Source organism: Mucilaginibacter hurinus, from assembly GCF_003324525.1.
Classification (GTDB): Bacteria; Bacteroidota; Bacteroidia; order Sphingobacteriales; family Sphingobacteriaceae; genus Mucilaginibacter; species Mucilaginibacter hurinus.
Window position 1 is genome coordinate 230,471 of record NZ_QGDC01000003.1, and the last position, 13,097, is coordinate 243,567.

Below are 13,097 nucleotides of genomic sequence, written 5' to 3' on the forward strand. Positions count from 1 at the left end.
CTAAAACTTAAAAACATGCTACTTAAAGAAAACATCCCGGTAAAATATACCTTCGGGAAGATAAAGACAGAGATAATACTGGTAACGGCTTATGCCGTGCTTATTGCCATATTGTATAATAATTTCCACTTTACGCGTATATCCATTCCGATAGCCGTACCCGCCATTTTAGGTACAGTGATATCATTGCTGCTGGCTTTTAAATCAAACCAGGCGTATGACAGGTGGTGGGAAGCGCGTACCATCTGGGGTGCTATCGTAAATGATACGCGCACTCTTACGCGCCAATTACTAACTTTTGTTGATACGCATTACGGCACCGGTGATGAAAGGGCATTTTGCGAGCGTGTTGCCAAAAGGCAAATAGCCTGGTGCCACAGCCTAAGCAAACACCTGCGTGGCGAAAACGCCATGGAGGGCATTGAACACCTTATTTGCAACGAGGATATGGATTATATTAAAAGATATAACAATGTCCCTTTAGGCCTGCTTGAACTACAGGGTACCGACTTGCGTAACGCCTTTAAACTGGGCTGGATTAATGAATACCAGCAGGTGAAAATGGACGAAACACTAACCAGGTTCTCAAACGAAATGGGCGGTTGCGAACGCATTAAAAACACTGTCTTCCCGGCTACATACAGTGTTTATATACACTTCTCGCTGGTATTGTTCATTATGATGCTTCCGTTTGGACTGATAGAGTACTTTGGAATTGTAGAAGTACCGGTAGTAATTGCCATAGCCTGTTCATTCTTTTTGATCGAAAAGATGGCCATCCATCTGCAGGACCCTTTTGAGAATAAACCAACTGATACTCCCACTACCACGATATCAAAAAATATCGAGCGGGATATTAAGCAAATGTTGAAAGAGAACTACAGAAACGAAGAGATATCGGCGGGTGAATCGTATCGTAAAACAAAAATGTTTTACATACTGTAGCCCAGCCGGCCATACAACCCCTAATAAAAACCCCGAAGCTAATCTTCGGGGTTTTGTTTTTCAACTTTTTGGACACCGAGTTCAATGGTATGTAAGCTAGAAGCTGCTTATACTCCCGCTCCCGGATTTTGACTTTGAAACTTCTTTTGCACCGCCCGTATAGCGCACGCTTCCTGAACCTGAAACGGATGCGTCAACCTTTACGCCGGCATTTACCTTTACATTGCCTGATCCGCTTACACGGGCTGATGTGGTTTCAGTTTTTAGGCCAACCCCGTTATAATTTCCGGATCCGCTAACGCTTACATTTGAAGTGGTGGCGCTGCCGGTAAGCTTCATATTACCTGAGCCAGAAATGCGCCCTTCCAATGTTTGCGCCTCCACTTTACCGGTTATGCTACCAGACCCGCTAACCGCCAGGTTTAATGTATTAGACCTAATACCGTCTTGAAAAAATATATTGCCAGACCCGGATACACCTACGTTATTAAGTTGTTTTGCCGAAACATATACAATAACCTTTTTATTGCTAAACACCCTGCCGCTTTTGGTTTTTGTATGGATTTTTAATGTTCCGTTTCGTACCTCGGTAATTATGTATTCCATTACATCTGCCGGCGCGTCAATTTTAACCGATTCGGTAGAGCCTTGTTTAATATACACATCAAATGAACCGCCGGCTTCAACCCCTGTAAAGCCTGAAACCTGCCGCTCTTCGGTTTGATAAGCCGACTCATTTGCGGAAACGGTTAGGCCGCTTCCGGCAATAATTACCGCAGCCAGGATAATTTTAATAATTGATTTCATAATTGGTTAGTTTTAGTTCAACTATACAGCATTCAATACTGTCAGTAGTAAATATTCTTATAATGCGGTGACATCACCGCTGCCAGTTTTCGATTTTAATATCTCCGTAGCACCACCGGTGTAATTAATGTCCCCTGAACCTATAACCGAAGCTTCGATTTTTTGGCTGGCGTTCACACTCGCATCGCCCGAACCGGCTACCTTAACAGCTGTATTTACCGTAACAAGACCGCTGCCATCAAAATCGCCGGAGCCTGTAACTTTCACTGCCGAACTGTTGGCACGACCGGTGACTTTTATATCACCCGACCCGGCTATGCTGCTTTCAAGCGTTTGAACGTCTACCTTACCTTCAATATCGCCTGAACCGGTAACAGAAAGCTTGAGCGAATTTGATTTGATCCCACCTTCAAAAAAGATATCGCCCGATCCCGACATGGCTACACTGTTTAAATCTTTGGCAGAGATGTGGACAGTTATATCGTTTTTATCCCAATTACGGCTATTGTACTGTTTATCTAAATATATCTTTAAAACGCCATCTTTCACTTCAGTAACGATGTGTTTTAGTATATCATCAGGGGCATCAACTTTTACTGATTCGTTTGACCCTTGTTTAATGTACACATCAAAAGGCCCCGCTACTGATATCCCATTAAAGCCTTTAAGGTTTCGGTCATCGGTAGTACGGCGGGTTTGAAAGTGGTTATTGGCTTTAGCAAAAACCGAGTAACCGGTAAGCAATAAAGTGCAGATAATAATATTGGCTAATTTCATAATGCAATTGTTATGTTACAAACTTTATGTATCAGACACCCTTGCGCCGCTAAACGTTGCATGCCATTGAAAAATAAGTAGCGAATATTACGGGAATAGCTTCAGGCATATAAGCGCTAGTCTTTCAAAAGACCGATATAAAAGTTAAAGGTATCCGCTTCAATATTATCTTTGGTCGCCCCGGGTATGTCAACAGGCGTAAATTTATTGTTGTTCAGCATTATTAGCTTGTATTCGCCTCCGGGTATTTTCACCCTTACCGGCATGGTAAAGTTGTCTACAAACGTTATCCAGCGCGCAGATAACTTATCCTGATTTATTGCAAATTCAAGCACAGGAATAGTGCGATGATTCAGGTACTGATCAAACACCGTTGTAAGATCGATGCCTGCCTCTTTGTTTATATAATTTACTACATCACTATAGGTAACGGTTTGATGATAAAATGTTTTACCGAGGCCACGCAATATGTTTCGCCACTTTGCGTCATCATTAACAATGGTGCGTATCATATTTAATAACACTGCGCCTTTAGGATACATATCGCCCGAACCTTCTTTATTTACGTTATAAGGGCCCACTATGGCCTTGTCATTATCAATGCCCGCACGTAAACCATAGATATATTCCTGTCCCTTTTGTTTACCCTGTGTGCTTTCGGTAAATAATCCTTCTGAGTACGTTGTAAAGCTTTCCTGTATCCACATGTCGGCTATATCTTTTGCAGTAACGTTATTGCCAAACCATTCGTGCCCGGCTTCATGTACTATTATATAATCCCAGGCCAAACCTAAACCGGTGTTGCTTAGGTCGTGCCCCAAGTACCCTTTTTTGTATTGGTTGCCATAAGCAACTGCACTTTGATGTTCCATACCCAGGAACGGTGCATCCACTAGCTTAAAACTATCTTCATAAAATGGGTATGGCCCAAACCAATACTCAAATGCTTTAAGCATTGGTTTTACATCATCACCAAAATGCTTTTTTGCTTTACTAACATTGTAACTCAACACCCAATAATTTATATCCAGTTTTCCCTTTTCGCCGTTATAACTATCTTTTATATTAACGTAGTCACCAATATTTACGGCCACTCCATAGTTGTTGATAGGATTTGATACAAACCAGTCAAAGCGGGTATAACCATTCTTCAACCTGGTTACTTTGCGCAGGCGGCCGTTTGACACTTCTTTAAGACCGGTAGGTACACTGACGCTTATAAGCATACTGTCAACTTCATCGGCCTGGTGGTCTTTGTTAGGCCACCAGGCACTTGCCCCTAATCCCTGGCAAGCAGTAGCCACCCAGGGCCTGCCCAAAGAGTCTGTAGTGTAAACTACGCCACCATCCCAAGGGGCTCTTTTAGCAACAGTTGGATTACCCGAATAATACACGGTGAACTCATCTTTTGAACCATTTACAATGGGTTGCGGAAAGGATACAAATACAGCGTTATAATCACGGTGAAACGGTAATTCTTTGCCTTTATAAATCACCTTATCAACCTTCAAATTAGCAAACAAATCAAACTGAAGCCGAGTAAAGTTTTGCGTGGCAGTGAACTTAAACCGGTTACTGCCACTTATAAATTTTTTATCTATATCAAACTTAACATCCAGGTGATAATAGTTAATATCGTAGCAGGTACGAAAAGGCGTGAGGCTACCCCGCAAACTATCGGCACGTGTAAAAGTTTGCTCCTTATTAACCAGCAACTGAGCGCTGGCGGTAGCAAAGACGCACGTGAATGCTAATAATACTGTTAAAATTCGACGCATTTGTCCCATTCGTTATTATAGTAAACGCCGTTTAGCGTTTACCTGATGAATATTATGAGTTAGTTAATACAGCAAAGTACGTAATATCCCGCAGAATTACACGATTCAATATCTTAAAAAATAAATCATACACCGGTTATAAAAAGAGACACCCTTCCGGGTATCTCTTTTTATATAGGCAATCAGCTTTTTATTAATTGTTGAGTATAACCGAGTAAGGGATACGCACGCCTCTTAAGCGGTAATGGTCAGGGTTTGACCGGTAATTAACATGGCTCGGTATACATCCCGGGTAACCGTTAACAGCGTAGGTAAGCAATACTTCGTTTTTATCATTGATATATTCAGGGTGCAATATCGGTGCGTAGAAAAATGGATAGTGACCGTCAACCACATCATCAATAGTATAAATTACCTTATTTTTGGTAAACGGACCTATCGGGCTGTCAGCTGTGGCCAGGTATATACGTTTACCCTGATCGCAGCCTACGCTAAATTCAGTACTTACTAACACATATTTATCACGAACTTTAGCTACATGACAGCCGCTCGACATTGCTTCGGCCACCCTTTTAGCTTTTGTTACATCGCTGGTAAACCTGCTGCCGTTCCAAAAAGTCCACACCGGCTTTTCGCTGGTAGCCTTAAAACGGGCCAGGAAGATGTCGTTATGGATAAATGTCATCCGGTTACCAAAGGTATATACATAGTCTGAATTAGGATCTTTTATAAACGTATGCCCGAAGTTAATGCCATTGAACGGTGGCAAATGCCAATGGCCTACCGGCTTCATATCAGACAAGCGCACTTTAGATATCAAATCATGCCCTACGTTTTCGAAACCAAAACCGCCGCCGCCTATTTCTCTAAGGTAAGCCGAATAAATATACAGGTAGTTGCCGGCGCGGTATCCGCTATTTGGCCATATAAACAGCTTGGTATCTTCAGTATTTTTCAAATAGCTTTTGGGGCTTTTACCTGTACCTATAAGGGTCTGCGTTTGGCGCCAGTCCCAGTTGCCCTTTGGTTGCAGCAAAGCAGCGTTACGCACCTGGAAAAGCCACGGTATGGTTCCGTCAGACTTCCGGTAATCATCAATATGGCTATCGCCCATCAGCCATATTACTTTGCCATTACCCAAGTCAATACTAAACCCTGCGTCACTGGCTATGTGGCCGGTTTCGCGACGGAAGAAGTTGGTTACAACAGTATCTTTATAAGCAACTGCAGAAGCATCAGTATGTTTAGCAACATTGTTCTTATCGGCTTTTAGTTCGTCTTTTTTACATCCCGCCAGGCCGGCCATCACCAATGAGAACAGGAAGATCTTGTGTGTAAATTTCAGCATAAAAATAAGTTATTGGTTAAAACAATAAGGTTTGTATATACAAATCTACAAAAAATATCGATTGCAGGATGACGGATGGGTAATAATGTTGTTATAATAGTGCTGAGCGGATATAATTGCAACGGGAGTTTCTTTACCAAACGATATTTTTTAACTTTACCCACCAAATAAATACATTCTGCTATGCAATATGATGTTATCGTTATAGGCTCGGGTCCGGGTGGTTATGTCGCTGCTATTCGCTGCGCCCAGTTAGGTTTAAAAACTGCCATTGTTGAAAAGTATAACACGCTGGGTGGTACCTGCTTAAATGTGGGTTGCATTCCGTCAAAGGCCCTGCTTGATTCATCTGAGCATTACTATAATGCAGCGCATGCATTTAAAGGTCATGGCATTGAACTTAAAGACCTGAAGGTAAACTTTGGGCAGATGATAAAACGTAAAGAGGAAGTTGTAAATGCTAATACTGCCGGTATTAGTTACCTGATGAAAAAGAACAAGATTGATGTACATAACGGCATCGGTTCATTCAAGGATAAAAACACCATTATCATCACCAAAAATGATGGATCAGCAACTGAAATTACTGCCAAAAATGTGATTATTGCTACCGGTTCAAAACCGTCTGCGCTGCCGTTTTTACAGCCCGATAAAAAACGCATTATTACATCAACCGAGGCATTATCGCTTAAGGAAGTACCTAAACATATGGTATTGATAGGCGGTGGCGTTATTGGCCTTGAACTCGGATCGGTTTACGCACGCTTAGGTGCTAAAGTCTCGGTTGTAGAGTTTATGGACAGCATAATTCCAACCATGGACAAGGGTTTAGGCCGCGAATTGCAAAAGGTGCTTACCAGGTTAGGAATGGAGTTTTACCTTGGTCACAAAGTTACCGGTGCAACAGTGAAAGGCAAAGAAGTTACCGTAAGTTTTGACAGTCCGAAAGGTGATAAAATGGAACTGACAGGCGATTACTGCCTGCTGGCTGTGGGACGGGTTGCATATACCGAGGGTTTAGGTTTAGAAAATATAGGTATTACCGTTGAAGAACGCGGCCGTAAAATAACCGTTAATGAGCACTTAGAAACGAGTGTTAAAGGTGTTTATGCCATAGGAGACGTTGTTAAAGGTGCCATGCTTGCCCACAAGGCCGAAGACGAGGGTACTCTTGTAGCCGAAGTTATAGCCGGGCAAAAACCGCATATCAACTATAACCTGATACCCGGCGTGGTATACACCTGGCCCGAAGTTGCCAGCGTTGGCTACACTGAAGAGCAGCTAAAAGAAAAAGGCACCAAATACAAAAGCGGTTCGTTCCCATTCAAGGCGAGTGGGCGTGCGCGCGCTAGCGGCGATCTTGACGGGTTTGTAAAGGTACTGGCGGACAGCGCTACTGATGAGATATTAGGTGTACACATGATAGGCCCGCGCGCTGCTGACATGATAGCCGAGGCGGTATTGGCCATGGAGTTCCGTGCATCAGCTGAGGACGTAACCCGTACCAGCCACGCCCATCCAACTTATACCGAAGCCATGCGCGAAGCGTGCCTGGCAGCGACAGAAAACCGCGCGATACATATTTGATAAGAACCGGCGTTTTTTAATTCCCGGAGTTGGATAGCGTTAAATAGGCTGTTGTGATTTTTTTCAAGTAGTCCGGGTAAAATAAGTTCACAAGTACTTATGGCAGCGTTACAAAATGTAAGTATTATAATTGCCACCGTAGTAGTTATGGAGATATTCTCCTGGGCTATACATAAATATCTGTTTCATGGCGTGCTTTGGTTTATTCATAAAACCCATCACCAGCATCGCCATGGATTTCTTGAATTAAACGATGTTTTTAGTATAGGCTTTACCGCGCTGGCTTTATGGTTAATGTGGCTTGGACATGTTACTTTAGACTACCGCTTTTGGATAGGTACCGGCATCAGTTTATACGGCATCATCTACTTTATTTTTCACGACTGGTTTATCCATAACCGCTTAAAGGCATTTAAAAGCACTAACCGCTACTTATTAGGTATACGCCGGGCACATAAAATTCATCATAAGTCCACCGAGAAATGGCCTTCCGAAGAATTTGGGTTACTATGGGCGAGTTGGAAATGGTTTAAAAAGTAAGTTCCCAGCTAATGCTTATTCCTTGCTCACATAATGCCGCACATTTTCCTGGTACTTCACTATTTTGCCGTCTTTAACCAGCACATCATCAATGTAATTAAGCGAATCCTGCTTGCCCGTTTTGTCGGTCCATTTCTCAGTGTACCACAAGGTAACCCATGTGTCATCCTTATCGGGATAGTAAGCGGTTAACCAGGTTTCAAAATCCTTTAGAACGGTAACTTGTTTGGCGCGTTCAGCGCTTAGTATAATGGCTAAACTATCGCGCGTGCCTTCGTAATAAAAATTATCAGAAGTAAATATTACCGTATCGGCAAAATTTTGCAAGCCGCCTTTTATATCACCATCAACATATTTTTTAAGATAATTAAGCACCACCAGCGCATTCTTTTCGTCTCCTTTTACCCAATTAATGCCGTAGTTGGTTTTAAAGGGGTAGTTAAGGCTATCAGTCGGGATATTGTCATTGCTTTTATTTTTCTTTTGATAGCAGGCAGAAAGCAGGATAATAGAGAGCAGTAGAAAGGATGTCTTAACCATAGGTCTGTTATGTTGTAAATAAATATATAAATATTGAGGTGGTTTTTAAATCATTGTTTATCACATCGATTTTTAATAACGTCAAGCAGCCTGTTTTGAAAGTCACTTAACATGAGATTGCCCCACAAAGATGCATAACTGTTTATTTTAGTATTGAGTTTATAAGATGACGTTAAGTGTAAGCGGCACTCATTGCTGCCTAATCGTTGTATTTCATACGAAGCATTTAGAAATTCAAAATGAGCACCGGTCAATACATGCTTATCAAATACAGTATTCCTAACAGATGATGGAACAACCGCTATATTAAAAGATACTCTTTGATTTCGGTGCCATTGGTTAACAGTTTCTTTAAAGATTAAACCCTCCTCAAAATGACCAGTACGTATACCACCCAGCGTATCTTTATTAAGTTGGGCGTATAATGGCCTTGGAATACCAGCAAAATTGAAGAAACCGTTGTTATATTCCTCTTTTCTTATCTTATTTACACGTACTATGTTTGCCCAAATAATTGAGGGATCAGCACGTACAATTGTTGAGGTATGTATAGTAAATGTTTGACTAGGTGATATATATTGTGCCTCGATTATACCTGCGATGATTGGTATGAAAAAAACAGAATACATTACGCCATTGCGCTTTCGATAGTTTAAAACATATTTACCAAAAAAAACACCCCCTATAGCTGCACACAGCATGAATGGCGCTGTAATGATTAATATGCATATAACGTCCTCTATCCGAGTTGCAAGGCATATTATAAAAAACAAAAGAACACTTGAAATTGGAGTTAAAACACGATATAGTATAGATGATAATTGCTTTCGTGTTGCAAATAACATGGGTGTAATACCAATTACTAAGGGTACTATCCAAATAAATGTGATGGAGAATAGATCGCTAAAACTAAAGTTTTCGGTTTTGGAAGGTATGTTAAACACAACACGCATAAGCGTGCCATACAACGCACCAGTAATTATCCCGATAAATTTTATTAACAAACGCTTGTATGCGGGTGGCAAAAGCATAAATTGTGAATAAGGAAGCTGTTAATGTTAAACTGAAACTGTCGACTATAAATATAAAATATTTACAATAGTATTTCCGAAATTCGCCCCAACACGACAACCATGCTCCAGATTCAACATAGCGTCTCTCTTAAGCACTTCAACACCTTCGGCATTGACGTCAATGCTAAATATTTTGTAGAGATAAATCGTAAAGAGGAGCTGCAGGAACTGTTTGCCGATCCGCAATGGCTGCAAATTCCCCGGCTGGTGCTGGGCGGCGGCAGTAATATGCTGCTCGTTAATGATTTTAACGGCTTGGTTATTCGCATCAATATACGTGGTATTGAGCACCGGGTTAATGGTGATTCAGCAATAGTTGAGGCTGGCGGCGGCGAGGTATGGAATGACCTGGTGAACTTTTGCGTTGATCATAACTTATCCGGCATGGAAAACCTTAGCCTTATACCCGGCTCTGTGGGGGCCTCGCCTATACAAAACATCGGTGCTTACGGCGTAGAGTTAAAGGATGTGTTTGAGAGTTGTGAAGCATTTGAAATAGCTACAAACACATTCCGCAACTTTGGCAAAAGCGATTGCAAATTTGGATACCGGGACAGCGTGTTTAAAACTGAACTGAAAGGGCAGTACATTATAACATCGGTAAAATTTAAACTGTCGTTGGAGCCACAGCTCAAACTTACGTATGGTGCCATTAGCGAAGAACTGGCTAACCGCGGCATAAATACTCCTACTATAAAGGACGTATCTAAAGTGGTTTCAGCAATAAGGGTAAGCAAACTACCCGATCCAACTACCATTGGTAATGCCGGGAGTTTTTTTAAAAACCCGGTTATCCCTGTTGAAAAGTTCGCTTTGTTGAAAACTATACATCCTGACGTGGTAAACTATCCGGCCGGCGAAGGGTTTATCAAATTAGCAGCGGGATGGCTGATAGAACAATGCGGGTGGAAAGGCAAAGTGGTAGGTAATACCGGCACATGGAAAAACCAGGCTTTAGTATTGGTTAACCATGGCGGAGCTACCGGGGAAGAGGTTTTGGCTTTTTCGTCGCAAATCATAGACAGTGTGTATAGTAAATTCGGTGTGTTGTTAGAACGCGAAGTAAACATTATAGGCACGTAAAATTTACTTTAGCGAAAAGTTATAAAACCAAAAAATCGGTAATTCGCACTAAACGGCTTTTTTATTTCATTTTAGTTAAAATTCTGCTAATCCGTACACAATTCCATATATCTGTACAATTTCACGGGGTGCTTTTTATGCCGTAAAAGCGTGTTTGAACTTAAATTCGCGATGAAACCCGCTGAAAGACTTACATTATGAATAGTGCTTAACAAACTGGTATCATAATTGTCTTTTCTCAGTCACATAAACACTACTATTATGACAAAGATTGAGTTTAACACCCTGGTATTACGTCAAGCAAGTTCATTAAGGTCTTACGCGTTACACTTTACACATGACGCCGACGATGCAAACGACCTAGTACAGGACACCATGCTGAAAGCAATTACTTATTACAATAAGTTTAAAGAAGGTACAAATTTAAAAGGGTGGTTATACACAATCATGAAAAACACTTTCATCAACAACTACCGTCGTTTTGTAAAGATGAGCACGTTTGTAACCAAGTCTGACGAGATATCATCGCCAAACCTGGTATTCAGCTCAACAAAAAATCAAGGCGAATCTAAATTTGTAATGGATGATATTAAAAAAGCTTTAGATAAATTGCCAGAAGATTATTATGTACCCTTCACCATGTATTTCGAAGGCCATAAATATCACGAAATCGCTGATCATCTGGACATTCCTATCGGCACCGTAAAAACCCGCATACACGTTGCACGTAAGCTGCTTAAAAAGAATTTAAAAGCTTATGATAACGGCGTTGCAAAACCGGTGTACGCTGAAGCTGAATAATATCTGCTCGTAAAACTCAACATATATAATAAGAAACCCGCCTAAAAAACAGGCGGGTTTCTTTGTTTAACGGTTGGACAAAAATCGCTCGGTCTTTAACTAAAATAATTGATAAATTTAATCACGAAAGATATGATGATTTACGCCCTACCTCTTTAATCATTTTTTCAAGCTCTGCAGCGGCTATTTGTCCGGAGATTAACGCTGGGGGTACACCTGGGCCGGGTACGGTTAGTTGACCGGTATACAGCAAGTTTTTAATATGTTTTGCACGCATAGCCGGTTTTAAAAAGGCGGTTTGCTTGAGTGTGTTGGCCAGCCCATACGCATTGCCTTTGTAAGAATTGTAATCTGCTTTAAAATCATTCATAGCGTAGCTGCGCTTTACCACAATATTGTCCCTTATAATTTCGCCCGTTATGTGTTCAAAGCGGGCCAATATAATGTTCCAGTATTTTTCACGCATTTCCGCATTGTCTTTAAGGCCGGGAGCAAGCGGAATTAAAAAGAAAAGGTTTTCACAACCATTGGGCGCTACCGTTGTATCTGTTGCCGAAGTGCATGAAACGTAGAAGAGCGGCTTTGACGGCCATTGCGGTTCAGCATATATTTCCCTGGCGTGCTGCTCAAAGTCTTCGTCAAAAAATAAATTGTGATGCTGTATATTTTTTAGCCTTTTATTAACGCCCACATAAAATAGTAAACTTGAAGGCGACATGGTACGGGTGTCCCAATACTTTGGTGAGTAATTCCGGTGAGCCCCGTCAAGCAACTGCTGATCGGTGTGCTCATAATCGGCACCGGAAATAACATAATCAGCTTTTAGGTTTCCTTTATCAGTAACAATGTTGGTTATTTTTCCGCCGTCAACCTGTAGCGTAGTAACAGTGGTGCTGGTTTGTATATTAACACCAAGTTCATTAGCTATGCTCACCATGGCTTTAACAATTTGGTGCATACCGCCCATTGGGTACCATGTACCCAATACCAGGTCGGCATAATTCATCATACTGTACATTGCCGGGGTATTTTGCGGCGTCGCGCCTAAAAAAAGTACCGGGAACTCAAGTATCTTAACCAGCTTGGCATTCTTAAAAAATTTACGCACATGGCGGCGCATACTGCCTAAAAGCTGAATACCTAAACTTTTTTTTATAAGATTGAAGGTAAAATATTCGGTAATTGAATGCGACGGAAGAAATACGTACTCGCCCATTCCAACCTTGTATTTGTACTCCGCCTGTTTTAAAAACTCAGTCAACGCGTCGCCGGCACCGGGTTCCAGCTTTTCAAATAACGCCTGCAACTCCGTTATGCTGGCCGGTATGGTAACAATTTCATCTTTACCAAAGTAAACCCGGTAACCGGGATCCAGGCGCTTCAACGCATAAAAATCAGCAGTAGTTTTACCAAAAAGATTAAAGAAATTTTCAAACACATCTGGCATCCAGTACCAGCTGGGGCCCATGTCAAAGGTAAAACCATCCTTTTGCCACACCCGCGCACGCCCCCCGGGCTGATCATTCTTTTCAAGCACGGTTACTTTATGACCAGCTTTAGCTAACACGCACGCAGCTGCCAGCCCGGAAAATCCGGAGCCGATAATTGCGATGTGGTTTTGTTGATGCACGTTTATTAAAAGGCAATTTAAGTAAATTGTTTTAAATCATTTTTCTTAGTATCAAACACACGGCATTTAGCGATCCGCTTCCGGACACCAAGACCTGGCATGACTTGAAGGATGCTGAATTACAATATTTGTTTTCAAAGCAAAGCCGTATTTAGTGATAACTGATTGAGTACTAACTGACAAAAATA

Annotated in this window: 12 protein-coding genes; 5 read left to right on the top strand and 7 right to left on the bottom strand. The window is 41.6% G+C overall.

Going from position 1 to position 13,097, the window contains the following annotated elements:
* The first annotated feature begins 15 nt into the window (after nucleotides 1-15).
* A complete protein-coding gene (locus DJ568_RS06820) occupies nucleotides 16-945 on the top strand; it encodes a bestrophin family protein (protein WP_114004514.1) in 930 nt (309 codons plus the stop codon).
* A 96-nt stretch (nucleotides 946-1,041) separates the two neighbouring features.
* Here DJ568_RS06820 and DJ568_RS06825 read toward each other — a convergent pair whose 3' ends face one another.
* From DJ568_RS06825 to DJ568_RS06840, 4 genes are all read right to left on the bottom strand, one after another.
* Nucleotides 1,042-1,752, bottom strand: coding sequence for a head GIN domain-containing protein (locus DJ568_RS06825; protein ID WP_114004515.1), 711 nt, complete (start codon nucleotides 1,750-1,752; stop codon nucleotides 1,042-1,044).
* A 57-nt stretch (nucleotides 1,753-1,809) separates the two neighbouring features.
* Nucleotides 1,810-2,529, bottom strand: a complete 720-nt coding sequence (locus DJ568_RS06830) for a head GIN domain-containing protein (RefSeq protein ID WP_114004516.1) — start codon at nucleotides 2,527-2,529, stop codon at nucleotides 1,810-1,812.
* A gap of 116 nt (nucleotides 2,530-2,645) precedes the next feature.
* Nucleotides 2,646-4,307, bottom strand: coding sequence for a M1 family metallopeptidase (locus tag DJ568_RS06835; protein WP_114004517.1), 1,662 nt, complete (start codon nucleotides 4,305-4,307; stop codon nucleotides 2,646-2,648).
* A gap of 193 nt (nucleotides 4,308-4,500) precedes the next feature.
* Nucleotides 4,501-5,655, bottom strand: coding sequence for a DUF4185 domain-containing protein (locus tag DJ568_RS06840; protein WP_114004518.1), 1,155 nt, complete (start codon nucleotides 5,653-5,655; stop codon nucleotides 4,501-4,503).
* Nucleotides 5,656-5,838: 183 nt separating this feature from the next.
* On the opposite strand from DJ568_RS06840, the gene lpdA reads away from it, so the two are divergent.
* A complete protein-coding gene (lpdA, locus tag DJ568_RS06845; protein ID WP_114004519.1) occupies nucleotides 5,839-7,242 on the top strand; it encodes a dihydrolipoyl dehydrogenase in 1,404 nt (467 codons plus the stop codon).
* 99 nt (nucleotides 7,243-7,341) lie between these two features.
* On the top strand, nucleotides 7,342-7,782 hold the full coding sequence (locus DJ568_RS06850; RefSeq protein WP_114004520.1) for a sterol desaturase family protein: 441 nt from the start codon (nucleotides 7,342-7,344) through the stop codon (nucleotides 7,780-7,782).
* A 15-nt stretch (nucleotides 7,783-7,797) separates the two neighbouring features.
* Here DJ568_RS06850 and DJ568_RS06855 read toward each other — a convergent pair whose 3' ends face one another.
* Both DJ568_RS06855 and DJ568_RS06860 read right to left on the bottom strand, forming a co-directional pair.
* Nucleotides 7,798-8,322: a nuclear transport factor 2-like protein gene (locus tag DJ568_RS06855; protein ID WP_114004521.1), complete on the bottom strand. Its 525-nt coding sequence runs from the start codon at nucleotides 8,320-8,322 to the stop codon at nucleotides 7,798-7,800.
* Nucleotides 8,323-8,372: 50 nt separating this feature from the next.
* Nucleotides 8,373-9,353 carry a hypothetical protein gene (locus tag DJ568_RS06860; protein ID WP_147238720.1) on the bottom strand — a complete coding sequence of 327 codons (981 nt, stop codon included), beginning with the start codon at nucleotides 9,351-9,353 and terminating at the stop codon, nucleotides 8,373-8,375.
* 102 nt (nucleotides 9,354-9,455) lie between these two features.
* Here DJ568_RS06860 and murB point away from each other — a divergent pair, with 102 nt between their 5' ends.
* Complete coding sequence (gene murB / locus DJ568_RS06870) at nucleotides 9,456-10,478, top strand: UDP-N-acetylmuramate dehydrogenase (protein ID WP_114004524.1); 1,023 nt, start codon at nucleotides 9,456-9,458, stop codon at nucleotides 10,476-10,478.
* A 261-nt stretch (nucleotides 10,479-10,739) separates the two neighbouring features.
* Nucleotides 10,740-11,279: an RNA polymerase sigma factor gene (locus DJ568_RS06875; protein WP_114004525.1), complete on the top strand. Its 540-nt coding sequence runs from the start codon at nucleotides 10,740-10,742 to the stop codon at nucleotides 11,277-11,279.
* Nucleotides 11,280-11,400: 121 nt separating this feature from the next.
* On the opposite strand, the gene DJ568_RS06880 is transcribed toward DJ568_RS06875, so the two are convergent.
* Nucleotides 11,401-12,909, bottom strand: a complete 1,509-nt coding sequence (locus tag DJ568_RS06880; protein ID WP_114004526.1) for a phytoene desaturase family protein — start codon at nucleotides 12,907-12,909, stop codon at nucleotides 11,401-11,403.
* Between the last annotated feature and the right edge of the window lie 188 nt (nucleotides 12,910-13,097).

Excerpts from the sequence above, each read along its gene's own strand:
- DJ568_RS06820 (WP_114004514.1), top strand. The coding sequence starts at position 16 with ATGCTACTTAAAGAAAACATCCCGGTAAAATATACCTTCGGGAAGATA.
- DJ568_RS06825 (WP_114004515.1), bottom strand. The coding sequence starts at position 1,752 with ATGAAATCAATTATTAAAATTATCCTGGCTGCGGTAATTATTGCCGGA.
- DJ568_RS06830 (WP_114004516.1), bottom strand. The coding sequence starts at position 2,529 with ATGAAATTAGCCAATATTATTATCTGCACTTTATTGCTTACCGGTTAC.
- DJ568_RS06835 (WP_114004517.1), bottom strand. The coding sequence starts at position 4,307 with ATGCGTCGAATTTTAACAGTATTATTAGCATTCACGTGCGTCTTTGCT.
- DJ568_RS06840 (WP_114004518.1), bottom strand. The coding sequence starts at position 5,655 with ATGCTGAAATTTACACACAAGATCTTCCTGTTCTCATTGGTGATGGCC.
- lpdA (WP_114004519.1), top strand. The coding sequence starts at position 5,839 with ATGCAATATGATGTTATCGTTATAGGCTCGGGTCCGGGTGGTTATGTC.
- DJ568_RS06850 (WP_114004520.1), top strand. The coding sequence starts at position 7,342 with ATGGCAGCGTTACAAAATGTAAGTATTATAATTGCCACCGTAGTAGTT.
- DJ568_RS06855 (WP_114004521.1), bottom strand. The coding sequence starts at position 8,322 with ATGGTTAAGACATCCTTTCTACTGCTCTCTATTATCCTGCTTTCTGCC.
- DJ568_RS06860 (WP_147238720.1), bottom strand. The coding sequence starts at position 9,353 with ATGCTTTTGCCACCCGCATACAAGCGTTTGTTAATAAAATTTATCGGG.
- murB (WP_114004524.1), top strand. The coding sequence starts at position 9,456 with ATGCTCCAGATTCAACATAGCGTCTCTCTTAAGCACTTCAACACCTTC.
- DJ568_RS06875 (WP_114004525.1), top strand. The coding sequence starts at position 10,740 with ATGACAAAGATTGAGTTTAACACCCTGGTATTACGTCAAGCAAGTTCA.